Raw genomic sequence first — 26158 nt, 5'->3', positions numbered from 1 at the left:
GCCTACAGCGCCACGGTCACGCACTTACGATAGGTATAGGCCTCAAGCGCGCCTTCGATAGAATATTCGCTGCCCATTCCGGATTGCTTAATCCCGCCGTAAGACATGCCGGGGATTTGCCCGCCACCCTGATTGACCTGCACCCAGCCGGCCTCAAGCGCGCGGGTCATGCGGATGACGGTGCTCATGTCGTAGCTGAAAATGAACGCCGCCAGCCCGTAATGCGTGTCGTTGGCCTGCGCGATCATATCGGCCTCATCCTCCCAAGGGATTGCGACCAGGACAGGGCCAAACACTTCTTCGCGGGCAATCCGCCAAGAATTGTCTAGTCCCGTCAGGATTGTGGGGATCGGATGAAACCCATTGTCTGTTGCCTTTGGCGTTTCGCCTGTCAGGAATGTGGCGCCTTGCTCTTCGGCCTCAGCGACATAGGCACAAATCTCAGAGTAGCGTTCTTCATTCACCACGGCCCCGATGTCGCTGTCTTCATCCAGCGCATCGCCGATTTTCATCGCAGCGGCCTTTTCTGCGACCAAGGGCATCAGGTCATCCCAGACAGATTTATGCACAAACAGGCGAGATCCGGCTGTGCAGCTTTGCCCCTGACGCGCAAATCGCATGGCATTGACCACACCTTGCGCCGTGGCGTCGATACGCTCTGGTGCGCAAGCGTCGGGAAAGATGATGCAGGGGCTTTTGCCCCCCAGTTCAAGCGTTACATTGGCCACCCGATCCGCCACGGAACGAGCCACCAGTTTGCCCACGTCGGACGATCCAGTGAACGACACTTTCGCGATACCGGGATGATTGACCAGCGCCGCGCCGGCCTCTTCCCCAAGCCCGGTGACCACGTTGAAGACACCTGGTGGAAAGATGTCGGCAGCCAGCTCAACCAGCCTCAGAACGGCGAGTGGCGCATCTTCGGCAGGCTTCAGGACGATGCAGTTGCCCGTGGCCAGCGCCATGGAAATCTTCACCGCGCCTAATTGCAAGGGCGAGTTCCAGGGGATGATCGAGCCAACAACGCCCAATGGCTCGCGCGTGGAATACGACATGAGCCCGGGGCCAAAGGGCAGCGTCTCGCCCTTTTGCTCACCCGCAACACCGCCATAATACTTGAGCACACCAGCCGCGCCCATCGCTTCGCCCCGGGATTGTGTGCGGACCGCATTGCCACTCTCGGCGGCCAGAACGCGGGCGACCTCTTCGGCATGTGTGGTCAGGCGGTTGCCCAGCTCGGTCAGCATTGCGCCGCGTTCTGCTGCGGGTCGCGCGGCCCAGTCCCGGCGCGCCCGTTCAGCGGCGGCAACGGCAAGGCTTATTTCTACTTTGGTCCCCCGGCCAATCTCGCAGATCGTTTCGCGCCGCGAGGGGTTTTCAACTGCCAGCATCTCTCCGCTTGCGGGCCAATGCCATTGCCCGTCTATGAAGGACCCGGCCAACCCGTCTGTGGGCAAGGTGTAATCCAGAATAGCCATATGTTATTCCTTCTGGTGCTCGGGCAACGCCCGAAACGTGGTGTAAAAGGCCGAAAAGTCGCGGTCGCCGCGCGTTTCGGCAAATTTTGTAAAGGCTTTGGCCGCCTCGGCCCCGAAAGGCGTGGGCTGTCCGCTCGACTTTGCCGCCGCCTGAGCAAGTTGCAAATCCTTTGCCATCAGGCGCACTGCAAAGCCGGGGTCAAAGTTGTTGGACGATGGGGCGTCGGGAACCACACCGGGTATCGGGCAGCGGTTTTCAAGCGTCCAGCTTTGCGCCGCGGCCCCCGCGCACAACGCATAGAATTTGTCGAGATCGAGGTCCAAGGCGTCGGCAAGCGCAAATCCTTCCATCACCGCCATCGCGGTAATACCGCAGATCATGTTGTGACTGGCCTTCGCGGCCTGCCCCGTTCCGGGTCCACCGAAATGGGTAGTTTTGGAGCCCATTGCCAGCAGGATTGGTTGCGCCCGTTCGACATTCGCCGCATCTCCGCCGACCATGAAGCTAAGTGTCCCGGCCTCGGCCCCAGCAGGGCCGCCGGAAACGGGCGCGTCTAGCATTGCCAACCCATGAGACATCGCCTCAAGGGCCAGCGCATGCGCCGTGTTCACATCAATGGTTGAACAATCGATCACCAGCGCGCCGGGTTTGGCAGCCGCTCGGATCAGAGTCTCATGAACGCGCGCGACGTGATCGGCTTCTGGCAGCATGGTGCTAATGACCTCTGCCGCTGCGATGGTATCCGACGACGGCGCGATCGCGCCGACAAACGCTTCACGCATTTCGGGGCTGACATCCATGCCCGTTACGTCATGGCCTGCGTCCCGCAGAACTTGCACCATCGGACGGCCCATCGTGCCCAAGCCAATAAACGCAATCCTCGCCATGTTCACCCCGCCGAAGTCGTAGAACGTCAAATGCTGGTCTGTAGTATTGCGCAGGAAAAGCCGACGTTTGCATGAAAGATTCTGGTCTGAGTGCGCGAATTTTCGAATTGCCATTGCGTGAGTTTGCGCAATCCTTGCGTAGATTGTTCTTCTAAGGACCGCCCGATGGCCCGCAGAACCCGCTCAAAAACCGACCGTCGCGCGCCCCGCATCACTCCGCCTCCACAGGGTGGGCGGTTTGCGCCACTGGATGCTGCTGCGGTTGATCGGATCGTGCAGGCCGCGTTTGATATCCTTGCGCAGACCGGGATCGCAGAATGCCCCGACGCCATCGCAGCACAATTCGTCAATGCCGGGGCAACCCGGCGTTCGGATGGGCGGGTCTGCTTTTCGCAATCGATGGTGGAAACCGCCATTGCGCGGGCGGCGAGGCGCGTCAATCTACCAGGGTTTGTGGAGGATATGGGCCTGACCGTTGGCGGCGGCCGTGTGCATATCGGAACAGGCGGAGCGGCGACAGAGGTTCTGGACAGCGCCACCGGCGAGTTCCGCGGTGCCCAACTGTACGATCTCTACGATCTTATGCAGTTGGTGGGACGATTGCAGAACATCCACTACGGTTTGCGCCCGGTGATTGCACGGGACATGGACCAGCCCTTGCTGCTGGACCTCAACACCGGGTTTGCCTGTCTCAAGGCCTGCCCCAAACCCATCGGGATCAGCTTTAACAGCGCCGCGCATCTGGATCCGGTTATCGCCATGTTCGATATGGCCCTGGGCCACGAGGGCGCCTTTCGGGCGCAACCCTTCTGTTTCGGCGTGATCGTGCATGCGGTCTCGCCGCTGCGCTTTGCGCCCGAAGGGTTAGAGATTATGCAACGGGCCATGGCCCACAGAATGCCGCTGCAGATCTGCACCGCGGCACAGGCGGGGGCAACCAGCCCTGTCACTTTGGCGGGCGCGCTGGCGCAGGGTCTTGCGGAAACGCTGGCTGGGTTGATGGTCGTCGACGCCCTCGAGCCGGGGTATCCCTGCATCTTTGCGTTCATGCCATTCATTTCCGATTTGCGCACCGGTGCAATGACAGGTGGATCAGGCGAAGCTGCCGTCGCCGCCGCTGCCGCCGCGCAATTGCTGTTGCATCTAGGCTTGCCGTCAACCGCTTCTGCGGGAATGACCGATGCCAAAACCCCCGATGCGCAGGCGGGGTATGAAAAAGGGTACACGGTGGCTCTTGCAGCGCAAGCCGGGGCAGACATGATCAACCTGTCTGTTGGCATGCTCGGGTCCATCATGGCCGCCTCGCGCGAGGCATTGGTGATCGATGATGACATGTGTGGCGCGATCCTACGGTCGGTTCGCGGGGTCGAGTTGACCGAAACCGCGATCGACCTCAGCCGGATCGAAGCCGTGGCGACCGGCGAAGGGCATTACCTGGGCGAGGCGCAGACACTGGAACTCATGAAATCCGAATACACTTATCCGAGCCTCGGCAACCGGAAGAGTATTTCGGATTGGAAAGATGCCGGGTCGCGCACGATCTGGGATGTCGCTGTTGATCGCAGCGCCGAGATGTTGCGCGAGCCACCAACCCATTTGCCCAAGGACCGGGAGGCCGCGATACGCGCCGCTTTCGATATCCGATTGCCCGAAGGAAAATAGCCCCATGAAAGACACTGCCCGCGTTGTTGTGATTGGCGGGGGGGCCGTTGGCACCTCAATCCTGTATCATCTCGCTTTGGCCGGCGTAACTGATACGCTTCTACTTGAGCGCAACGAACTGACCTCCGGCTCGACCTGGCACGCAGCGGGCAACATCCCGACCTACGCGACTTCATGGCTGGGAATGCGAGCAGGAAACTACGGCTGGTCAATCTATAAAGATCTGGCCGAAAAGGTGGACAGCGCGATCACCTATCGTCATACCTCGGCGTTCTGGCCTGCCCATACGCCGGAACGGATGGACCTGTTCCGCCATCTGTGCGGAATTTCAGAAAGCGCAGGCTTCGATCTGCAGATGCTGAGCCCGTCCGAGATGGACAAGATGCACCCGTTCTGGCACCCGGACAAATCCGTTCTGGGCGGCATTCTGGACCCTTACGAAGGTGACATTGACCCCAGCCAGCTAACGCAAGCGCTGGCCAAGGGCGCGCGGGATCTGGGCGCGCAGGTGGAACGGTTTGCGCCCGTGAAAGCCATTGACCGCAAGGCGTCAGGGGAATGGCTGGTCACTTGTGCGAAAGGCACAGTGAAGGCAGAGATCGTCATCAACGCAGGTGGCTTCTACGGCCGCAAAATCTCCGAGATGGCAGGATTGCCTGCCCCGGTGGTCACGCTCGAGCACCAGTATCTTGTGACCGAACCGCTCAAAGCGTTGGAGGATCATGCCGGTCTTTTCCCACTGGTGCGTGACCCCGATATCCGCTTCTATCTGCGCCGCGAACGCAACGCTTTCCTTGTTGGTTCCTACGCCCATGATGGTCGCCCCGCGTGGGAGGAGGACGGCCCGCCGGATGACTTTGCGCATCAGCTTTTCCCTGACAGTGTTGAGGATATTCTGGATGTGCTGGAGGCGACGATGGTCCATGTGCCGCTGCTTGGCGAAGCGGGCGCGCAGCGGTTTGTCAACGGCCCCATCGCCTATGCCCCAGATGCCCTGCCGCTGGTCGGTCCGGCGGCGGGTGCGCCGAATTTCTATCAAGCGACTGGCGTGCAGGTTGGCATCACCCATTCGGCCGCTATCGGCAAAGCGATGGCCGAATGGATCACCGAAGGCGAAACAGAATGGGACCTCAGTGCGTGGGATCCGCGCCGCTTTGGCGATTGGACCACGCAGGACTATGCCCATTCCCGTGCCTCACAACACTATGATCTACAATATGCCATTCCATTTCCGCATCGGAACATGCAGCGTGGCCGCCCGGTGCTTTGTACCCCGCTTTATGAACGCCTGAAGGATCAGGGCGCCGTCATGGGCCAGATCGCCGGGTGGGAGCGCGCCTTCTGGTTCGAAACCGATGCGATCAAGGACAATGGCGATGCCGACCTGTCCTTCCACCACGAACCCTGGCAGGACGCTGTCGCGCAAGAATGCAAAACCGTGGCAAGAAGCGTCGGCGTCATGGATCACGGCGGTTTCACCAAATACGATCTGCGCGGCCCCGGCGCTGAGGCGTTCCTATCCAGCGTCCTGTGCGGCGGTGTTCCGAAACCGGGACGCGTCCGGCTCAGCTATATGCTGACCCCCAAGGGGCACATCTGGTCAGAAGCCACCGTTGCGCGACTGGCGAGTGACAGGTTCCTTCTATGTGGCCCGACCCTGGCCGATCTGCGAGACTTTGACTGGCTGAACGCCCACCTACCAGCAGAGGGCGTCACACTAAGCCGCGGCTACAAACACGATGCCGCTTTGATGGTCATGGGCCCCAAATCGCGAGAGGTGCTTGCCCCGCTGACCGATGCAGACCTCTCTGCCGCTGCTGCCCCGTGGCTGTCAGTGGCCGAGATCACGCTGGCCGGCTTTCCTGTCACCGCTATGCGCGTATCATACGTCGGTGAGCTGGGTTGGGAGTTGCATCTGGCCTCCGAGCACCTTGTAGCGGTCTACGACACGATCGTGACGCGCGTGAACGAGGTTGGCGGCTGCCAGTTCGGCTCCTACGCGCTGAACGCGATGCGGATCGAAAAAGGTTATCACGGATGGGGTTCGGATTTCGGAACGGAATATACGCTTTACGATGCGGGTCTGGGCCGGTTTGCCAATATGAATAAGGGGGAGTTCATCGGACGCGATGCGGTCGAGCGGCAGTCTGGCGAGGAGGCCAACTGGGAATGGATCGGGCTGGAAATCAGTGACGACAGCCCCGAACCGCTTGCCTCTGATCCGATCCTGAAGGATGGCGAATGGATCGGGTACGTGACCTCAGCCAGCCAAGGCTATCGCACCGGAACACATTGTGTTCTGGCTTATATCAAGCGCGGATCACTGGGTATGGGGGCCGATTGCACGGTGCGTGTGCTTGGCCAGCCCCGCAACGCTCGGCGGCATAATCCCCATGTCTATGACCCGGACAATCTGAAAATGAAGGCCTGAACGACTAAAGGCGTCTGTATGAATAGGCACCTTTTTCTTTTGTCTGAAACTCAATTGGGCCGATGCGATGAAATCGCTGATTTCCTACCGTGATGGCCGCGTTCTGGATGAGCCCCAGGCGCGCCCTTTCACCTCGGCCCAGACACTGTCCAAGGCGGCTTTCAGGATCGCAGTTGCCTCGTCGATCTTATCTTCGTTGATAATCAACGGCGGCATAAAACTAATCCGATCGGGCGGGACGGACCGCAAGTACAGCCCCGCGTGTGGGCGCGATCCTGCACCATCGTCCCCACCTTCAGCGCCGGATCCCACAGCGCACGCGTCCCTTTGCCCTGCACCAGTTGAATACCGCAAAACAGACCGATCCCGCGCACATGACCGATCAGATCTATGTCGCCATAGATTTTCAGCGCCTCCGACGCGACGGCGGCACCGACAAGGTGACCAACATAGGTGAACTCGTGGCCCAACACGCTGGATGCGTCTGAGCTCAGCATCAGATCGTCAAAGAAATCCTGCCGGAACATGATCGCCGATATCGGGAAAAACGCAGCGGTCAGCGCCTTGGCGCAGGTGGTGCTATCAGGGGTTAGATCGAAGGCCTCTACGCCCCAGTAATGCCCGGTGCGGCCAAAGCCGCAAACGGTCTCGTCCACATGGAAATGAATGTCATACTTCCGGATCACGGTCTGCATCGCCTGCCAATTTCCCTTTGGCGGGCGGATCGCGCCGCCGCCGGATTGCATCGGCTCAGCAAAGAAGGCGACGATTGTGTCAGATCCCGCCTCCAGTACGGTGGCTTCGAACTCAGCCGCCATTCGGGCAGAGAACTCCTCCTCGGTTTCACCGGCCTCGGCATTTAAATAGTAGTTCGACGTCGACAGCTTGAGAAAATCATGCATCGGCAGACCAAAGCCCGCATGAATGTGAGGCTGGCCGGACAGAGCACCGCTGCTTTCGACGTTAGTGCGCGCGCCAAATCCGCGGCTCTTGGATGGGACCTCCCGTAAAATGTCGGCGCGAAAGGCAGTTCCTGAATCTGATCCATGGCCGCCCGCGCCAGCCGGTCGTCATGATTACCCAATGACACGCATCCCAACCCGAAAAAGCCGTCTATGATGCTTTGCCCATCATCCGTTTCAATCTGGACCCCTTGGCCGCGCGTCACCATCGCGTTGGGGCCATCTCGCTGGTGCAGGCGGGCGTTCGTCTGTCCATGCACATGGAACTGACGGTCCCAAGCGCGGGGTGAATCGACGTCTGCGAGCTTGTCCATATGGATCTTGACCATCTGTGCCGGGCGTATTCTTGGCGAAAAAATATTGAGCAACACTCGCGTTAATCGTAGGTTTTCATGAACAACTTTCATGCAGAGATCAGTATGGAAAATCCGCGACTAGACATCCGCCACCTGCAGATGATCCGCGCCATTGGGAAAACCGGTCGCGTCGTTGACGCGGCCGATGAGTTGGGCCTGACACCGTCAGCGCTGTCCCACAGAATCCGCGAAGCAGAACGCAGGCTGGGTGTGCCCCTGTTTGAACGCATGCACAAGCGTTTGCGCATGACGGCTGCCGCCGAGTATCTTGCCCGATTCAGCGACAAGTTTCTGAGCGAGATGTATGTGATCGAAGATGAAGTGCGTCGGATGAATGCGGGCATTGATCACGTCGTGCGCATCGCGGTGGAAAACTACAGCGCCTATCACTGGTTCCCCGCGTTTCTGCAAATGTTTCGCGCTAAACACCCGGCGATCGATATTCAAATAATGGCTGGTTACCGTCGTGACATGGTCACATCGCTTCTGGACCGTCAGATTGACTTGGCCATCGTCGCCGGAGAGTCGAGCCATGCAGCGACGCGGTCGTTGCATCTCTTTCAGGATCCTCTTGTATTCGTGTGCGCGCCAGAACACCCGCTGGCCGGGGCTGCATCGGTATCTGCGCGTGATATCGAAGGGCAACGGTTTATCACATTCACCAAGATCCCCGAGCCTGATCAAGAATTTGCAAGACTGTTTCGAGCAGAACGTCGCTATCCCAACTGGACTGCAGCCGTTGAGTTGCCCGAAGCCATTGTCGAATTGGTTGCTGCAAACCAAGGTACAAGCATTCTGGCGCAATGGGCCGTCTCACCACACGTGGCGTCCAAGCGTATCCTGGCAATACCGCTTGGCCCCGATCCGGTGCTCATGAATTGGAGTTGCAAGTTCCGCACAGACGAACCTGAAGATGGGCCGGTGCTCCGCGTCGCGCATGCGCTAAAGGACTGGGAAATCGCTGGAAGGGCGTCTCGCCCCCCTACTGTGTCTTCGACAAGGATCAGCGCGTCACCCATGCCGCAATCACCGAGAACAAGCGCCTCAGTTCCGTCCCGGAGTTCATCGAAGAAGAACAGGACAAAGCGCCACTGAAGAAACGATGTGCCAGCAAACAACGTTCAAGTTACAAGCCAAACGGTCATCGCAACGACGGTTGAATCTCATTGGCTGATCGTAAGCGCATCAACAACCGCAAGGCCAGCTGGGGCTACGGTTTATGAAGCCTCTGCACTATCAGGCTTTGCTGCCGCCGCGCACTATGGTGATATTTGCACTTTGCAGAACCAGCGACGTTTCTACTTGATTGCAACCAGTGCCGAAACATTGAAAACCTGCGATACTGCTAACATTGTTTGGAGGAAACCACTTGCGCTGCATTGATTAAGATTTACGCCAGTGCCGTGTCATGAAGATTTCTTTGTTCCATGTAACAATCAGTTCAGCATCCACCGTCGTATGCCCGAGCGATGAACACGCAGTCAAAGTAACTGAAACCTTGGCGGTTCCGTCAGGTCGTTCAAAAATCATTTTGTGATCAACGTTTGTCTCTTGCTCGACGACATCCGAGGTCTTCAATCTATGCACCATATCTGTTTCGTAGCTAAAAACAGTACCCATCTGAGGGAATGCAGTCTTCACCAGTGGTTGGCGCCAGCCCATCTCGATACAGTTGTCACGGGTTTTATTCCAACGTGTCAGCCTGTCAGCAGCAGAAGTGAAATGCGATTTCTCTTCTGGCAAATCTTCTGCAGGCGGAAGAGGTTCGCTTAAGTCGGAAGGCTTATTGGCCATCAAAGGAAGAACAAATTCTCCATCATCCAGACTCAAGTCACCTTTCGGTGCCGCCGCGTGAATGAGCGGCCAGTAAGACGAAGAGAACGCTAGTCGGATGCGATGTCCTTTGCGGATGCGGTAGGCGGTTGAATGAAAACGGATGTCTGCATTAAATGCATCGGTTTTTGCCGAGGGCGAAATGCGATCCAGGTTCTCATCCAGAGACAGATTCCTGACGCCATAGGTTATACGTGCCGACACGCCGTCAGAATTTACATCACTGAGTCTTGCGATAATCTGATTTGGTTGGTCTTTCGTTTCTCCATGTAACCTCAAAACGACCGACCCATAGATTATCAGATCCTCTGTAAGAGGCGCTGTTTCGAAAACCAAAGAACGGGAATCATCAAGGTTTTGATCAAGGGGTAGACCGCCGGCTCGGCCAAAATACCCTGTATCCCCTGCGCTTTGCCCCACCGTCGGATCTGCTGGAACGATCCACCGCCCGTGGTTGGTATTGGATTTTAGTGAAGACAGGGAAATTTCCTGAACTTTTGTTTCTTGGATCGTTGGGCCACTTTCTATCCATTTCCCTGCGGCCATGGATAAAAAATCCTTCGGATCAACGTATTCGCGTAACCAAACCCGAAGCCGCGGCCAGTTTGGCGTTTGCGACGTGTCTGACTTCAGCCAGTGATCCCACCAATCCAGAGCCAGTTTCTGAAACCCGACGGCGGGTCCGGGCGACCCTTGATCTGGATAGTGGTGACCCCAAGGGCCGACCACCCCCCAAACCCGGGTGGGTCGCGCATCAACCAGAGACATTACCGAATTGGAATAGCGATCGCTCCACCCTCCAATAGCCAGAACCGGGACAGAAAGTGCATCTGCTTGATGAATGACAGAACCGTGTCGCCAGTATCGCCCCCTACCATCCTCGCGCAGCCAGTTTTCCAATGGAAACGTAAGGTTCTCAATTCTCTCTTTCCACAACGCTTTCCAATCTGTCCCGACATTTGCCGTTGGAGGCGAGGCCAGAATAGCCGGAAGCGTCGCACCCCATTCGAATGTATCCGACAAAACGCAACCGCCCATATAGTGGATGTCATCCTCAAAACGGTCATGGGTTGCGCAAACGGCGATCGCCGCCTTCAGCGCATCGGGCGCATTCACACTGGCCTGCAACGATGCCGTACCGCCCCAGGACGTGCCGAACATTCCCACACGGCCATTGCACCAGGGTTGCGCAGCCAGCCACTTGATCACTTGTCGCGCATCGTCCAGTTCAGCCTGCGCATACATATCCGGCATGTGCCCTTCACTGTCGCCCGAGCCCCGCATGTCAACCCGAATGCAGGCGTAGCCGTGGGCTGCAAAGTAGGGGTGGTTCCTTTCATCTCGCGCGCGCACCATGTCGGTTTTGCGGTACGGGATGTATTCCAAAATGGCAGGAACAGGCATCTGTGTTACCGGGCGCCACAGACGGCCTGCCAAACGTACGCCATCAGGCATTTCGATCCATAGATGGTCTGTCTCTGACACTTTGAAGGGATGATCGGTTTGATCGGTCATTTTGATCCGCCGCGTGGAATCCATGTCTGCCTCACTTCTGCAAATCCAGATCGAACATGCAATAGTTTCGTGCTATTCGTCCAAAAATAGAATTTGACTTTAAAATTCTAGTCTGCTTTCAATTTGGGTAGAGTTTAGCCACTCCACTCATTTTTCGGAGCCCCGCATGTCATCAGACAAAGTTGTCGCCTTGCCATCCGCTATTTCTTCGCTGGGCAGCGAGGTTCGGCAGTTACGCAAAGCCCGTCAGCTTACGCTGAAGCAACTGAGCGAAGAAGCAGGCATCTCGCTCAGTCACGTGTCGGCGATTGAGCGCGGGGTATCCAAGCCTTCTGTTGACGTATTGCAAACTATCGCCAGCGCACTCAGCGTCACGCCAGATTGGTTCTTTGCCCGCCGCGCTGGGGCGGGTCCAATGGAACAGGCTTTTGTTGTGCGCGCCCAGAACCGTCGAGCCCTGAATACCCTGTACGGTCAGGACGTGGCAGAGCTGGGGTATACCGATCATCTGCTGTCCAGCTCGATCGGAGGACAATTCTATATGGGCTTGGCGGTCTACGCACCACATTCAGAACGCCCAGACGACCCTTTGCAAAAACACGAAGGCGAAGAGCACGGGCTGGTTTTGGAAGGCGAGCTGGAGATGCAGATCGGGGATGAGTTCATCACCCTGCGCGCCGGGGACAGCTACAGCTTTGACGCACGCATCCCGCACCATGCCCGCAACCGCACCGATCAGGTCTGTCGGTTGATCTGGGCCGTCTCACCTGTCGTCATTCCCAAGGATGTCGTCGCAACGCAGCCTTCTAACCGGGAAACGTCCTCATGAGCAGCGACGCCCTGTTGCAACCCTATCAACTGAAGCACCTGACCCTGAAAAACAGGATCATGACCACCAGTCATGAACCCGCCTATCCCGAAGACGGAATGCCCAAGGAACGCTATCGCGCCTATCACGAAATGCGAGCGAAAGCCGGCGTTGCGATGACGATGACCGCTGGCTCTGCCACCGTCAGCCGTGACAGCCCCCCGGTGTTCAACAATATCCTCGCCTACAAAGATGAGGTCGTGCGCTGGATGGGTGAATTGACGGATGCCTGCCACGCCCATGGCTGCGCCGTGATGATCCAGCTGACCCACCTGGGTCGGCGTACCGGTTGGAACAAAGGTGACTGGTTACCGTCAGTTTCTCCATCGCACTACCGGGAACCCGCGCATCGGGCCTTTCCGAAGAAGATGGAAGACTTCGACATCGAGCGGATCGTGACCGACTATGCCGATGCGGCCGAACGCATGCAGGCCGCCGGATTGGACGGGATCGAGTTGCAGGCCTACGGGCATCTGCTGGACCAGTTCTGGTCGCCGCTGACCAACACGATGGACGCACCGTTCGGAGGTGATCTCGACAACCGACTGCGCTTTGGCTTCATGGTACTGGATGCGATCCGCGACCGTGTAGGATCAGAGTTCATTGTCGGCGTTCGCTATACTGCCGATGAGGTTGAAAAGGGCGGCATCACCGAGGAAGAAGGGCTCGAGATCGCGCGCAGGCTGCGCGACAGCGGTCAGTTGGATTTCCTGAACGTCATTCGCGGGCGTATTCACACCGACCCTGCCATGACGGACGTGATCCCTGTGCAGGGCATGAAAAGCGCGCCGCATCTGGATTTCGCCGGGCGGGTGCGGGCCGAAACGGGCATGCCGACCTTCCATGCTTCGCGCATCCCTGACGTGGCGACGGCTAGACATGCGGTGTCCTCGGGGCTTTTGGATATGGTGGGGATGACCCGCGCGCACATGGCCGACCCGATGATCGTTTCCAAGGTTCAAGCCGGACAGGAAGATGACATCCGGCCCTGCGTCGGCGCGACCTATTGTTTGGATCGAATTTATCAAGCGGGCGAAGCGCTGTGCATCCACAACCCTGCCACCGGGCGTGAACTGACCATGCCGCATGTAATACCTGCGGCGGACACGCGCCGCCGGGCAGTCATCGTGGGCGCAGGCCCCGGTGGGTTGGAGGCCGCGCGGGTCGCCGCAGAACGCGGGCACGATGTCACCGTTCTGGAAGCCGCCCCCGAACCTGGTGGGCAGGTGCGCCTTACAGCACAATCCAAGCGCCGGGCCGAGATGATCGGGATCATCGATTGGCGCATGGCGCAATGTGCTGCGCGGGACGTTCAGTTTCAGTTCAACACATATGCCGAAGCCAGTGACGTGACCGCGCTGTCACCGGATATCGTCGTAATTGCGACCGGGGGCCTGCCGAATACAACGATCCTCGATTCGGGCAATGAGCTGGCGGTATCCGCCTGGGATATCCTATCCGGCGACGTGCAGCCGGGCGAAAACGTGCTGATCTATGACGATGCAGGAGATCACCCGGCCCTGATGGCCGCCGAGGTCATCGCAGCCACCGGCGCAAGGGTCGAAATCATGACCCGGGATCGCAGTTTCGCACCTGAAGTGATGGCAATGAATCTGGTGCCCTATATGCGGTCCCTGCAGAAAACCGGAGCCGTGTTCACTGTCACCCGAACCCTGCAAGCGATCGAAAAATCAGGCAATCAGCTGCAAGCCCATATTGGCACCGACTATTCTGATCTGGTCGAAAAAAGGGAATATGATCAGGTCGTTGTCAATCAAGGCACGCAGCCTCTGGACGATCTCTATTTTGATCTTAAACCTTTGTCGCACAATCGCGGAGCAGTGAATCAGGGTGCGCTTGTCTCCGGCACAGGCGACCTGTTTCCGCAACCCAATCCCAGCGCCAGATTTGACCTGTATCGCATCGGTGACGCCGTATCGGCTCGCAACATTCACGCAGCAATCTACGACGCCCTGCGTATGGGCATCCAATGGTAGCAAGCGCAGGGAGGCAGCGCCAATAAAGGAATTTTGAATAATTTTTCTTGCGAAGAAGAAAAGCAAACGTAGGATTTCCGACATATCTAGCGAGCGTAGGGAGGATTCGTGAGCCAGGGCAAATCGAAAAAACAAACCCGCACCGCCAGCGAAGAGGGCCTTGCAGCCTTCGGTGCCGAGGTGCGCCAGCTGCGCAAAGCGCGCCAGATGACCCTGGCCGAGCTTGCGACCAGCAGCGGTGTTTCGATCAGCCATCTCAGCGCGATCGAGCGCGGAACCGTCAGCGCGTCTCTCAACAAGATCTCGCGCATTGCCGATGCTCTTGGCGTTCCTGAGGAATGGTTTTTCAACCACCGCCCCGGCTCTGGCCCGTTGGAGCGCGCCTATGTCGTGCGCCAGTCCAACCGACGAAACCTGAACATGCTGTATGACGAACCGGCCGAGCAATCCGGTTATGCCGATCAGTTACTGTCCAGCTCCATCGGCGGTGGGTTTTGTATGGGCGTCTCGGACTACCGCCCCTATTCCGAACAGGTGGTAGACCAATATTTCTCGCGCGATGGCGAGATGCACGGGGTCATTCTGGACGGTGAGCTGGAACTGGTGCTCGAGAACGAAACCGTAACCTTGCGCACCGGTGACAGTTTCAGCTTTCCCGGAGACATTCTTCACGTCCTGCGCAACGTATCCAATCAACCTGCGCGCATGATCTGGGTGAACTCACCCGTGATCATTCCAAGATTCTCAGCGCTCGGCGCTGATGAGCAACTGCCACAGTCACACAAGAAAAAGAACGGATAACGCCTGCTGGCACCTGAAGTCGCGGGCACGCCTGCCCGCAAGCAACCAAACCGGACAGACGCCCGGATACGAAGACAAACAGGGAGTAAGCAAATGAGTTCGATTTTCAAAGGGGACGTTTCCCGACGCTCCGTTCTGGCCGGTGCCGGTGCATTGGGCGCGGCCAGCCTCGCATTTCCCCATATGGCAGTTAGTGCCGATGGCTCAGTTCTGACCATCCGATCCTATAGCGATTTGCAAGTGCTGGACCCGGCCTTCTGGCTGGCTCTGCCCGAGGCCGACATCATGCGGTCGATCTATGCCCCGCTGGTCTCGAACCAACAGGGCGATGAGTGGAACTGGCGCCCCGTTGCTGTTGAAAGCATCGAACAGCTGGACGACCTGACTATCGCCTTCAAACTGCGCGACAATATCGGTTTCACAGACGGCTTCGGTCAGATGACCGCCGATGACGTGAAGTTCTCGATCGAGCGTATCGCTGACCCAGCGAATGAAAGCCCCTATGCGGGTGACTGGAGCGCGCTGAAAGAGGTCGAAGTAAAAGACACCCTTTCGGGCTTGATTCATCTGAAAAACAAATTCGTGCCGCTGTGGACAACCACGCTGCCGACCCCCGCCTCCTGTATCGTTTCGCGCAAAGCGGTCGAAGAAATCGGTGGAAAGATCGGGTCAGAGCCTGTGGCGCAATCTGGCCAGTACATTCTGACTGAATGGGTTCCCAAGCAGAAAACCGTTCTGAAGCGCAACCCGGATTGGGCTTATGAACCTGGCGGGTATGAGGAAATCCACATCCTACCCATTGAGGACCCCTCGACAGCCGAGCTGGGTTTTGAAGCTGGTGATCTGGACTACACCTGGACTTCGGTATCCTCTCTGCCGCGGCTTAAGGAAAACCCGCCGGCGGGATCGGTTGTCGAGGAAAAACCCTCGCTGGCCTATGTCTGGCTGGGCATGAACCAGGACAACGAAGCACTGAAAGACGTTCGCATCCGCCGTGCCATTCAGCACGCGATTGACCGGCAGACAGTGGTTGACGCGGCCTATTTCGGCGCAGCGGCCGTGGGTAACGGTATCATCGCCCCTGGCCTGCCGGGCAGCCGGGATAGCGTGACATACGACTACGACCCCGATAAAGCGCGCGAACTGCTGGCCGAAGCGGGTGCGGAAGGCATGACCGTCACGCTCGACATCCTGAACCAGTCCGAACGCCTGACGGCGGCTCAGGTCATACAGGCCAATCTGGCCGATGTGGGGATCACCTGCGAGATCAAGCAAAATGACAGTGGGACGTTCTGGACGCTTGGCTCCAAGGACGGCGACTATTTCATGGATCTTCAGTTGGTGCTCAGCCGGTTTTCGATGAACCCTGACCCAAGCTGGGCGACGGTCTGGTTCACGCCGGAACAGGTTGGCGTCTGGAACTGGGAACGGTTCAACAACGCGGAATACAAGGCGCTGCACGAAGAAGGTCTGGTCGAAAGCGATCCGGCCAAGCGCGATGAGATCTACAAGAAGATGCAAGGTCTCATGGATGAAAGTGGCTGCTATGTCTTCCTGACGCACGAAGTGGTCGGCCTGATCCACAAGGATACGGTCAATCCGGGCCTGAAACCGAATGGCGAGCCGCTGCTGCCGCTGTTCAAACCCGCCTGATCCACGCAAACGGGCGGCGTATGGCCGCCGCCCGCACGGCCTTTTGGGGGGCGCGTATGCTGAGCTATTTTTTCAAACGGCTTGGGCTGGCTGCCGCGATCGTTTCGGTCGCCATGTTCCTGCTGTTTTGTATGATCTACCTGATCCCCGGCGACCCGGCCTCGGTTGCGCTGGGGCCTCGGGCAACCGAGGAAATGCGCGCCGCCCTGCGCGAAAAAATGGGGCTGAACCAGCCGGTTCTGGTTCAGTTCTGGAACTTTTACATCGGAGCCTGGACAGGTGATTTAGGGGATGAGGTTCTATCGGGTCGTCCCGTCACTACGGTCGTGTTCGAACAACTGCCCTATACGCTGGCCTTGATCGTCGGCGGTATCACGTGGTCGGTTGCGCTTGGTATTCCGCTGGGTTGCTGGGCGGCGGTCAGCCGCGGCAGCTGGGCCGACCGGATCGTTGGCATCCTGTCCGTTGCAGTGATTGCCGTGCCCTCGTTCGTGATCGCGATCTATGCGCTGCTGATCTTTGCCGTTGAATTGCGCTGGCTGCCTGCCATTGGCGCAGGCGAACCCGGCAATCTCGGCGATCAACTCACGCACCTGGTCCTGCCTTCGCTGGCGGTTGGTCTGGGCTGGGTCGGCTATATCGCCCGAATGGTGCGCGCCTCTATGCTCGAAGTGCTTGAGGCCAGCCATATCCGCACCGCCCGCGCCTTTGGCCTGCCGGATCGAACGATCACCTACCGCTATGCCCTGTCGATTGCGATCCTGCCCACGGTCACGTTGCTGGGCGTGGGCATCGGTCAGATGTTGTCCTCGGCTGTCTTTGCCGAGATCGTCTTTGCCCGCCCCGGCGTTGGCAAGCTGGTCTATGACGCCATCCTGACCCGCAACTTCCCCATTGTGACAGGAACCGTTCTGATCACGACAGTCCTGTTCGTTCTGCTCAATCTGTTGGCAGACCTCATCATCGGAGCTTTGGATCCCCGTGTCAGAAGCAGTTTTTAACCCCGCCCCCGGGCGCATGGCCGAGCTGTGGCGCCCGATCCGCAAAATCCTGCGTGAACCGCTGGGCGCGCTGGGACTATTCCTTGTGCTGTTTGTCATCTTTGGCGCCGTGTTTGCCGATTTTCTCACCAGCTGGGACCCGACGAAAATCAACCCGCGTGACCGGTTCCAAGGCCCAAGCGCGCAGCATCTGATGGGCACCGATCAGCTGGGCCGGGATCTGTTTGCCCGGGTGCTGCATGGTGGACGGATTGCGCTTTTTGTGGCTTTGGTCTCGACTGCTGTGTCGCTGGTGATAGGCATCGTTCTGGGCTTGATCGCGGGCTATGGGCCGCGTTGGCTGGACAATCTGATGATCCTTTTGTTCGACGCAATGAAAAGCTTTCCGACCGTCATGCTGGCCCTTGCGCTGGTCACGCTCATGGGGCCGTCGCTGACCGCCGTTATGGTCGTCGTTGTTCTGGTCACCGTGCCGGGTTACGCGCGGATCATTCGCACTCAGACTATTGCGTTGAAGACGTCAGAATATGTCACGGCGGCGCAAAGCATGGGCGCTTCTTCGGCGCGTATCTTGCGGGTGCACATTCTGCCGAACGTCATCGGTCCGCTGGTTATCCTCGCATCGATGGACATCCCAGTCGTCATCGGCATCGAAGCAGGGATGAGTTTTCTGGGCCTCGGAGTGCGCCCCCCGACCCCAAGCTGGGGCTCGATCCTGAATGACGGTTTCACCAATATCCGCGATACTGCCTGGATCGCGATTGCTGGCGGCGTGCCGATCATCATCACAACGCTGGGCTTTACCTTTTTGGGCGAGACGCTGCGGGACGTTTTCGATCCCCGGCTGAAAGGACGCTGATGACCACGCTGCGCATAGAAAATCTGAACGTCAGCTTCTCGACCGAGGCCGGGCCGCTGCACGCGCTGAAAAACGTCAGCTTCGATGTGCCCGAAAACCGGATTGTCGGTATCGTGGGCGAATCTGGCTGCGGGAAATCCACCCTGATCAACGCCATTCTTGGATTGCTGGCCGACAATGGCAGCATCGACAGCGGATCGATCCTGTTTGAAGGACAGGATGAGCTGACCACCCTGCCCCCGTCGCGCATGCGGGACCTGCGTGGCCCGCGCATCGCAACCGTGTTTCAGGACCCGATGGGCGCGCTGAACCCTGTAATCTCGGTCGGCAAACAGATGCTGAACATTCAGTATCGCTCGCCCCTTTCCAAGGACGAAAAGCTAAGCCGCGCGGTCGAGATGCTGGAATTGGTGCGCATCCCCGATGCCCGTGCGGCGCTGGCGCGGTATCCGCACCAGTTCTCGGGAGGGATGAAGCAACGCATCGCCATCGCCATGGCCTTGATGATGGAGCCCGCTCTGCTGATCGCAGACGAACCAACAACGGCGCTGGATGCGACGCTTGAGGTTACGACAATCGAACTTCTCAAGGACCTTCAGCAAAAGATCGGCTGTTCAGTCATGTTCATCTCGCACCATCTGGGTGTCATCGCCGAGCTTTGCGACGATGTCGTGGTGATGTACGCCGGGGAAGTGGTCGAGCGCGGTACCGTCCGTCAGATATTCCAGGATCCACGCCACCCCTACACAGCGCGGCTGCTGGAATGCGACCCGGCGCGGCAAAGCGAACGCACCCGGCACCTACCGACGATCCCCGGAGAAATCCCTGATCTGCGTGCGCGGCCCGCAGGCTGTATCTTTGCCAACCGCTGCGACCGCGTGAGCGACGCCTGTTCTGCTCCGCCACCCGACAAGGACATCGGAGACGGCCATATCGCCCGCTGCTTTGTCGCAGACATCCCAGCAGAAACCGGAGTGACGGCATGAGCAGCGATCCCATTCTCAAGGTCGAAGATGTTCAGGTCTCGTTTCCGGTTGGGGGGCTGGGGCGCAAAAGCGCAATCCTTGGCGTGGCCGGGGTTAGCTTTGAGGTCAACCGGGGTGAAACCTTTGCCCTTGTAGGCGAAAGTGGCTCTGGCAAAACGACGCTTGCGCGGGCCGTGAACGGCTTGCAGGAGATCAGCGCCGGAACCATCACTTTTGAAGACCAGCGGATAGACGAGCTGGACCGAAAGGCAATGAAGCCTGTTCGCAAACGCATGTCGATGATGTTTCAGGATCCCGTGGGGTCCTTGTCTCCGCGCATGACAGTCGGCGATCTGGTGACCGAACCGTTCCGCATCCACGGGATCGAAGGCCGCAACTTGCGCGAAGAAGCCGCGCGACTTCTTACCTTGGTGGGTTTACCGACAAGTTTCGCCTCGCGGTTTCCGCATCAGTTGTCGGGTGGACAGGCCCGACGGGTCGGTGTGGCGCGAGCCATTGCGTTGGACCCGGCGCTGATCATCGCGGACGAACCTACGGCTGGTCTGGACGTATCAGTCCAAGGTGAAGTTTTGAACCTGCTGAACGACCTGCGCGAACGGCTGGGTCTTGCGATGGTGATCATCACGCACAACCTGCATGTGGTGCATCACGTGGCGGACAGGACTGCGGTGATGTATCTGGGCCGCTTCGTCGAGGCCGGAGATACCGAAGAGGTGTTCAGCGCACCTCAGCATCCCTATACGGCGGCGCTTTTGTCGGCCAACCCCGAGCCCGACCCCGATAAGACCCATGACCGGATCACGCTGCCGGCCGAAGTCCCCTCGTTGCTGGCCCGCCCATCGGGATGCGAGTTCCACACCCGCTGCCCATGGGCGCAATCGCGTTGCAGTGTGGATGCGCCGGAGCGGCAGGTTGCAAACGGGCGCGCTGTCGCCTGTCATTTCCCGTTGGAACCCGGCGCCCGCCCGCCGGAACTAGCAGAAAAGGCAGCGTCATGAACGATATCGAGGTCATTGAAACCGTTTGGATTCCAATGCCTGACGGAACCAAGCTTGCTGCCCGGCTCTGGCTGCCCGAAACAGCCAGAACTTCACCGATGCCCTGTATCCTTGAATATATCCCCTACCGGCGTCGGGATCGCACGCGTATGCGCGATGAAAGCATGCACCCGCATTTCGCAGCCGCCGGGTACGCCTCAATCCGCGTCGACATAAGAGGGTATGGCGACAGTGAAGGCGTGTCCGAGGATGAGTATTCCCACCAGGAAATCCAGGACGGCCATGACATTGTCCAATGGATAGAAGATCAGGACTGGTGCGACGGAAATGTCGGCATGTTCGGCAAAAGTTGGGGGGCGTATAACGCGTTCCAAGTTGCGGCGACCCGGCCCCCGGCCCTTAAGGCAATCGCTCCGGTGATGGGCACGGATGACCGATGGCGCGAGGATATTCACTTCTACGGCGGCTGTTTGGCCAATGACAATTTCTGGTGGGGCTCAATCATGCAGCTCTACAACGCTATGCCGCCGGACCCCGAAATTGTCGGAGCTGATCGCTGGCTCGACATGTGGCGCGAACGTTTGGAAGGCGCTGAATTCTGGCCCGCCATGTGGCTGGAACACCAAACCCACGACGAAATGTGGCGACGTGGTTCGATCTGCGAGAATTACTCTGACCTACAGGTACCGGTCTACTTCTTTGGCGGCTGGATGGATTTGTATCGGGACACGCCCTTCCGCATTGCAGAACACCTCGGCGGACCAGTCAAAATCCTGATGGGACCTTGGGCGCATCTTTACCCACATGAAGGGGTGCCCGGCCCCAAGGCCGATTTTGTCGGCGAGTTAATCCGTTTCTGGGATCATTGGCTGAAAGGGATCGACACGGGGTTAATGGATGAACCCCCATTGCGGTTTTTCTTGCAGGACAGCGCGGCGCCTTCGGGGACCCATCTGCAACGCACGGGGCGCTGGGTGGAAGAACCGTCTTGGCCGTCGCCCAATATCGCCGAGCAAACGTTCTGGCTGAATGACCAAACTCTGGGCGAAACGGCACAGTCAGGGACTGCGATGTCCATCTGCTCGCCACAGAGCTTCGGTGCCGCTGCGGGCGATATGTGCTCTTTCGCCATTCCCGGCGATATGGCAGCGGATTGCCGGATCGACGCTGGGGGGGCACTACAGTTCAAGGGGTCACCCCTGACCGAACCGCTGGACTTATTGGGTCAGCCCAGCGTTGACCTGACGGTGTCGGCGGATCAGACGCAAGCCTATGTCGCCGTGCTGCTGGTGGATGAGGCCCCGGACGGCGCGCAAACGCTGATCGCGCGGGGATTTTGCAATCTCAACCACCGCGACAGCGACACCCAACCTACGCCGATCACGCCCGGCGAAGACATGACCGTTACGGTTCCCTTGTACGGAACCGGCTATCATGTTCCCAAAGGCCACCGCATCACATTGCAAATCGCCTCAGCCTATTGGCCTGTTCTGTGGCCTGCGCCGCAGCCGGTGACACTCATGATCAAGTCCGGCATGTCCCGGCTGACCCTGCCGATCAGAGTCCAGCCTGACGGCAGCGCCGAGCCGCGTCCGCTGCCGGAACCGGAGCCCCCAAACGCGGCCCCGCGAAAAACCCATGTTCGCAATGGCTCAATGGAACGCTCGGTCCACACTGATCTGACCAATGGCGAAGTGACCCACCGATTCTTTCTGGATGGCGGTGTGTTTGGTCCGGTCGGCGATTTCCGTCTTGACGACATCGGAACGGTGCTCAGCGATGTGTCCGACCGGCGCTACACGATCCACCCCGGCGATCCCTTGTCTGCCGTCGCCACAATGGAGCAAACGGCCGGTTTCGATCGGGACGACTGGTCCGCGAAAATCTGGACCTATTCCGAGCAACGGGCAACGGCAACCGAGTTTCACCTGACCTCACGCCTAAAAGCCTGGTCAGGTGATGAACTCATTTTCGAAGAAGAAAAGACGCACATCATTCCCCGCAACGGAATGTAGCGCATCCTTGCGGCCACAGGAGCCTTCCAATGTCAGTCTTCCCCGAATTTGGTCCAAAATCAGAAACACATCAATTGATCATGGGCAGCCTCACCATGCGAGTCGTCGTTGAAGGCGAAGGGCCTCCGGTCGTGTTCGTCCCCGGCGGAGATCAGACGGCTGAGGCTTATTCCGAACAATTCTCGTGCCTGTCAGATCACTTTAAATGCATCACTTATGATCCACGCGGCGCGGGTGACACGCAATCGCCCCCTCCGCCCTGGTCGATGCAGGATTACGCGAGCGATTGCGCTGCGGTGATTGATGCATTCGCTGGTGGTCAGGCCGTTGTCTGCGGGTTGTCACTGGGCGGGCTGGTCACGCAGCAAACCGCAATCGACTTCCCAGAAAAGGTGCGACTGGCAATTCCGATGGGCACCTCGGCCTATATCGACGGGTTCACTCGCGACTGGATGCAGGCCGAGATCGACCTGCGCAAGGACGGCATCACTCTGCCTGATTATTTCCTGGCCCCGCACTATGCCGTTTACGCCTTTCCGGCCAAAGCGCTGCACGAGCCTGAGCTTTGGGAGCAGCTCAAAGCTTCTTACACCGAGCGTTTTCGGAATCGCGACCCGCAGGCAACAATTGATCAGTGGGAAGCCTGTCTGAAATTCGACTGTCGTGAAGGGTTGAAAACCTGCCCGGTCCTGATGCATGTCATCGCCTTTTCCGAGGATGTTCAAACCGCTCCGGTCATGTGCAAGGTGGTTTCTGATCTTGCGCCGAACGGAGTGTTCCATGAAATTCCTGGCCTGGGTCATGTTTCGATGACCCGCCACAAACCAGAAATCGTGGCGGCAAAACTGCGTGAGATTTTGACCGCCGAATTGGTGCAGCAATAAGCGGCTGAAGGGTCAGATGAGAATTGCTATCGCAGGATTTCAACATGAAACCAATACCTTCGTCGCCACTCCAACGCAGCTGAGCGATTTTGAGCAGGCAGATAGCTGGCCGGAATTGCTTTGGGGCCAAGACGTGCTGAACATAACCCAAGGTATGAACCTGCCCATAGCCGGTTTCGCAAAAACTGCCTTGGAGGATGGGGTCGAATTACAACCTATCCTGTGGTGCGCTGCTGAACCGTGTGGCAAGGTTACGGATCACGCCTTTGATACCATTGCCGGACATATCACCAATACGCTTGCGAACATGGCGCAGCTTGATGGAGTCTACCTGGACCTGCATGGGGCCATGGTCACAGAGTCTTTGGATGATGGGGAGGGAGAGCTGTTGTCGCGGATCAGACAGGTCATCGGTCCAGACCTGCCGCTTGTTGCAAGCCTCGATATGCATGCCAATATCTCGAGGCAAATGGTGGATCTGTCGGACGCGATGACCATTTTCCGCACCTATCCGCATCTCGACATGGCAGAAACAGGCGCGCGGGCCTTTCGAATGATGCGCGACATCTGCACAAATGGCCCGCCCGCAAAAGCGTGGCGTCAAGGGGAGTATCTGATCCCGCTGCACAGCCAGTATACTGAAGTCGCCCCCGCCAAAACGCTGTACGCCGCGTTGGATGTCTTCGACGGGCCAAACGCGCGCCTGGTTGAACTCGCCGTTGGGTTTACTGCAGCGGATACGGCCGATTGTGGACCATCTGTCCTGGCTTACGGCGAGTCACAATCCGATGCCGATGCAATGGCCGCGCAGATATTCGCAAAGCTGCAAGCGGCGGAAACGCAGTTCGATACGTCTCTGCTTTGTCCGAAAGATGCTGTTGAAACTGCACGGCATGCAAATGGCAAAGGGCCTGTAGTAATCGCTGATGTGCAGGACAATCCGGGGGCTGGAGCGTCGGCCGATACGACAGGATTGCTACGTGAGTTGATGCAACAAAACGCCCCCTCGGCCATTCTCGGGTTGCTGAACGACCCGCAACTGGCGGCCAAGGCCCACGAAATGGGCGAAGGCGCGGAACTCGAGGCCGAGATTGGTGGTCGAGGTCCCGGCGACGCTCCTTTCGCTTCAAAGGTGCGCGTGCATCACTTAAGCGATGGCCGATGTCGTTATTCGGGCGAAATGTATGGCGGCGGCGTTGCTACGATGGGTCCTTCGGCCGCCTTACAGCTGATTGGAACGCAAATCCATGTCCTTGTCACCAGCATTCGAAATCAGTGTCTGGATCTGGCGCAAATACGTTTGTTCAACTTGGAACCGGCAGACGCTCGGATACTATGTGTCAAAAGCACAACCCACTTCCGCGCCGACTTTGAACCCATCGCGCAAAAAGTCTTGAAATGTGCCGTACGGGGGCAGTTTCCGTGTCAGCTCAAGGATGTCAGGTATACCAAACTGCGACCGGGCGTGCGCATAATATAAGGGTGTCAAAGCGCCTCAGCGTCGTATCCGCAACAGTACGAAACGGATCTGTTGCAAAGTTTCTTATTGACCGAAGAGTTGACACCGAACTCGCGGCTCATGCCGCTAGTTCTGCCAACTGGCGAAACGGGCAAACCCCAGGCGTGAGTTGGCCTTTGCGGATCATATGCGCCACTTCGATCCCGTCCAATGTAGCCGCCGCTGAAGCGAAGGCCTTGAACCCCAACATAGGCGGTGTTCGTCTCTTGATGCAGCTATGGTCCTGTTCCAAGATGTTATTTAGATACTTCCGTCTGACCATCTCGATTGGTATCGGGCAGCCAAAGCCTTTCAGCATCTTGTTTATGGATTTGATGCCAGCCGTGTTAGCTCCGTTTTTGTCGATGACAATCTTTCTCGGGTGGTCGTTGACCTCCAGCAGCTACACGAAAAATGTGGCGGCGGCGGGTTTGTTGCGACGCTGCGAAAGCATGAAATCAAGTGTCTTTCCGTTCCTGTCGACAGCGCGATAGTGACAGACCTACGCTCCTTTTACCTTGATGCAAGTCTCTTCCATTCTCCTGGAACAGTCGCACGGCCCCTTTCGCCTGCACGCGACATCGGCAATTGCACTGGCGTATTTTGTGACCCAACGGCTCAGTGTTGCATGATCCAGATTAACGCCGCGTTCCGCCATGGTTTCTTCCAGGTCACGGCACGACACGCTGTATCGAAGGTAGAAGAAAACCGCGTGCAAGATGACGTTCTTCGGAAATGCGCCCTAGAAAGAGATCGTCGCGATTGGCTCCCGTCATATTCTAGCCAGCGTTAACAGAACTTCGTTTAAGCTGACAGGTGGAGACAGAGCTTGCGATAAAACCGGCGTCAGCTGAACGGCTTAATGCTGATTGGACTGCCGCACGGCTGGCCCGTTCGCGAGGAAATTCTCTTGCCCAGTCACACAACGAAACCCTGTTGGGCGAATTACCGTCGCACTGCAAGATCGTCACTGCCATTGATGGGTACCCGGCCTCCCTCGCATGACTGGGGGTGTGGCGGGAGACCATACGATCTGGCTCGGTGTCGAGCGTTTTGGCCAGACGGGAACCATTTGTGATCTCTATAAGCATCACGAGATTGATCGGCGGTCGTCACATCCGTGTTCATGCCGCGACTTGAGAGGGTCCGGTTGTCTGAGATCGATCACAGGCCAATTGCGAACTGTGTACAAGACGCACAACTGGCCTGGCCAGAGTAACTATTGAACTCCATGAAACCACACTCACGGTCGGTTGAATGCCACTCGGGGAAACAGCCCCCGAGTGCAGAAGGTACTGAAAACACTCACTCACGGTTAAACCGCCACCGTAACATCGCGGTCAGGTGGTGGGTCGAAAGCATGTCAAACATAGGGAAGAATGGGTTCTGTCGCAAATTTCTTTGAGAGTTGTATAGACGAAACTGGTGAGCCGTTTATCCCGCAAGCTGGATAAACTGCTGAAACGGACGGAT

General features: G+C 58.1%; 20 protein-coding genes and 2 pseudogenes. 15 read left to right on the top strand and 7 right to left on the bottom strand.

All coding sequences use genetic code 11. The annotated features are described in order from the left end of the window. Positions 1 to 2 precede the first annotated feature (2 nt). Together ACR0A2_RS11580 and ACR0A2_RS11575 are read right to left on the bottom strand one after the other, a co-directional pair. Positions 3 to 1478, bottom strand: a complete 1476-nt coding sequence (locus tag ACR0A2_RS11580) for an aldehyde dehydrogenase family protein (protein ID WP_480835094.1) — start codon at positions 1476 to 1478, stop codon at positions 3 to 5. Between the two features lie 3 nt (positions 1479 to 1481). Continuing rightward, positions 1482 to 2366: an NAD(P)-dependent oxidoreductase gene (locus ACR0A2_RS11575; RefSeq protein WP_480835093.1), complete on the bottom strand. Its 885-nt coding sequence runs from the start codon at positions 2364 to 2366 to the stop codon at positions 1482 to 1484. A 165-nt stretch (positions 2367 to 2531) separates the two neighbouring features. Here ACR0A2_RS11575 and ACR0A2_RS11570 point away from each other — a divergent pair, with 165 nt between their 5' ends. Together ACR0A2_RS11570 and ACR0A2_RS11565 are read left to right on the top strand one after the other, a co-directional pair. Then, positions 2532 to 4028: a trimethylamine methyltransferase family protein gene (locus ACR0A2_RS11570; RefSeq protein WP_480835092.1), complete on the top strand. Its 1497-nt coding sequence runs from the start codon at positions 2532 to 2534 to the stop codon at positions 4026 to 4028. Between the two features lie 4 nt (positions 4029 to 4032). Then, positions 4033 to 6459, top strand: a complete 2427-nt coding sequence (locus ACR0A2_RS11565) for a GcvT family protein (protein ID WP_480835091.1) — start codon at positions 4033 to 4035, stop codon at positions 6457 to 6459. Positions 6460 to 6543: 84 nt separating this feature from the next. Here the strand turns inward: ACR0A2_RS11565 and ACR0A2_RS11560 are convergent, their stop codons facing one another. The 3 genes from ACR0A2_RS11560 to ACR0A2_RS11550 are packed head-to-tail and all read right to left on the bottom strand — an operon-like array spanning position 6544 to position 7828. Further along, positions 6544 to 6675 carry a hypothetical protein gene (locus tag ACR0A2_RS11560; RefSeq protein WP_480835090.1) on the bottom strand — a complete coding sequence of 44 codons (132 nt, stop codon included), beginning with the start codon at positions 6673 to 6675 and terminating at the stop codon, positions 6544 to 6546. Continuing rightward, a complete protein-coding gene (locus tag ACR0A2_RS11555; protein WP_480835089.1) occupies positions 6663 to 7361 on the bottom strand; it encodes an aminotransferase class III-fold pyridoxal phosphate-dependent enzyme in 699 nt (232 codons plus the stop codon). Before ACR0A2_RS11555 ends, ACR0A2_RS11560 begins: the two co-directional genes overlap by 13 nt. Next, positions 7319 to 7828 carry a hypothetical protein gene (locus ACR0A2_RS11550; RefSeq protein ID WP_480835088.1) on the bottom strand — a complete coding sequence of 170 codons (510 nt, stop codon included), beginning with the start codon at positions 7826 to 7828 and terminating at the stop codon, positions 7319 to 7321. Before ACR0A2_RS11550 ends, ACR0A2_RS11555 begins: the two co-directional genes overlap by 43 nt. On the opposite strand from ACR0A2_RS11550, the gene ACR0A2_RS11545 reads away from it, so the two are divergent. Beyond that, positions 7814 to 8872: a LysR family transcriptional regulator gene (locus ACR0A2_RS11545; RefSeq protein WP_480446202.1), complete on the top strand. Its 1059-nt coding sequence runs from the start codon at positions 7814 to 7816 to the stop codon at positions 8870 to 8872. The two genes, ACR0A2_RS11550 and ACR0A2_RS11545, sit on opposite strands and share 15 nt — an antisense overlap. Before the next feature lie 288 nt (positions 8873 to 9160). Here ACR0A2_RS11545 and ACR0A2_RS11540 read toward each other — a convergent pair whose 3' ends face one another. Next, positions 9161 to 11125, bottom strand: coding sequence for a CocE/NonD family hydrolase (locus tag ACR0A2_RS11540; protein WP_480835087.1), 1965 nt, complete (start codon positions 11123 to 11125; stop codon positions 9161 to 9163). A 166-nt stretch (positions 11126 to 11291) separates the two neighbouring features. On the opposite strand from ACR0A2_RS11540, the gene ACR0A2_RS11535 reads away from it, so the two are divergent. The 11 genes from ACR0A2_RS11535 (at position 11292) to ACR0A2_RS11485 (ending at position 24667) form a co-directional block, all read left to right on the top strand. Continuing rightward, complete coding sequence (locus ACR0A2_RS11535; RefSeq protein ID WP_480835086.1) at positions 11292 to 11954, top strand: helix-turn-helix domain-containing protein; 663 nt, start codon at positions 11292 to 11294, stop codon at positions 11952 to 11954. Then, positions 11951 to 13990 (top strand): oxidoreductase, encoded by a 2040-nt coding sequence (locus ACR0A2_RS11530; RefSeq protein ID WP_480835085.1) that lies wholly within the window; start codon positions 11951 to 11953, stop codon positions 13988 to 13990. The genes ACR0A2_RS11535 and ACR0A2_RS11530 overlap by 4 nt, the downstream gene beginning before the upstream one ends. 108 nt (positions 13991 to 14098) lie before the next feature. Beyond that, positions 14099 to 14791, top strand: coding sequence for a helix-turn-helix domain-containing protein (locus ACR0A2_RS11525; RefSeq protein ID WP_480835084.1), 693 nt, complete (start codon positions 14099 to 14101; stop codon positions 14789 to 14791). Positions 14792 to 14884: 93 nt separating this feature from the next. After that, entirely contained in the window at positions 14885 to 16444 is a 1560-nt protein-coding gene (locus tag ACR0A2_RS11520) for an ABC transporter substrate-binding protein (RefSeq protein WP_480835083.1), read from the top strand. Between the two features lie 56 nt (positions 16445 to 16500). After that, positions 16501 to 17445, top strand: a complete 945-nt coding sequence (locus tag ACR0A2_RS11515) for an ABC transporter permease (RefSeq protein ID WP_171118247.1) — start codon at positions 16501 to 16503, stop codon at positions 17443 to 17445. Continuing rightward, complete coding sequence (locus ACR0A2_RS11510) at positions 17426 to 18304, top strand: ABC transporter permease (protein WP_480835082.1); 879 nt, start codon at positions 17426 to 17428, stop codon at positions 18302 to 18304. Before ACR0A2_RS11515 ends, ACR0A2_RS11510 begins: the two co-directional genes overlap by 20 nt. Next, entirely contained in the window at positions 18304 to 19290 is a 987-nt protein-coding gene (locus ACR0A2_RS11505) for an ABC transporter ATP-binding protein (RefSeq protein ID WP_480835081.1), read from the top strand. The genes ACR0A2_RS11510 and ACR0A2_RS11505 overlap by 1 nt, the downstream gene beginning before the upstream one ends. Beyond that, positions 19287 to 20288 carry an ABC transporter ATP-binding protein gene (locus ACR0A2_RS11500; protein WP_480835080.1) on the top strand — a complete coding sequence of 334 codons (1002 nt, stop codon included), beginning with the start codon at positions 19287 to 19289 and terminating at the stop codon, positions 20286 to 20288. Before ACR0A2_RS11505 ends, ACR0A2_RS11500 begins: the two co-directional genes overlap by 4 nt. Next, positions 20285 to 22303, top strand: coding sequence for a CocE/NonD family hydrolase (locus tag ACR0A2_RS11495; protein ID WP_480835079.1), 2019 nt, complete (start codon positions 20285 to 20287; stop codon positions 22301 to 22303). Before ACR0A2_RS11500 ends, ACR0A2_RS11495 begins: the two co-directional genes overlap by 4 nt. Before the next feature lie 29 nt (positions 22304 to 22332). Continuing rightward, positions 22333 to 23187, top strand: a complete 855-nt coding sequence (locus ACR0A2_RS11490; protein WP_480835078.1) for an alpha/beta fold hydrolase — start codon at positions 22333 to 22335, stop codon at positions 23185 to 23187. A 16-nt stretch (positions 23188 to 23203) separates the two neighbouring features. Then, a complete protein-coding gene (locus ACR0A2_RS11485) occupies positions 23204 to 24667 on the top strand; it encodes a M81 family metallopeptidase (protein WP_480835077.1) in 1464 nt (487 codons plus the stop codon). Between the two features lie 97 nt (positions 24668 to 24764). On the opposite strand, the pseudogene ACR0A2_RS11480 reads toward ACR0A2_RS11485, so the two are convergent. Continuing rightward, a pseudogene (locus ACR0A2_RS11480) lies at positions 24765 to 25406 on the bottom strand (IS6 family transposase). A gap of 125 nt (positions 25407 to 25531) precedes the next feature. Here ACR0A2_RS11480 and ACR0A2_RS11475 point away from each other — a divergent pair. Further along, a pseudogene (locus ACR0A2_RS11475) lies at positions 25532 to 25911 on the top strand (hypothetical protein); the annotation flags it as partial. Between the last annotated feature and the right edge of the window lie 247 nt (positions 25912 to 26158).

This window comes from Ruegeria sp. H8 (assembly GCF_056532905.1).
This window is presented reverse-complemented; position numbering and strand designations above follow the sequence as displayed.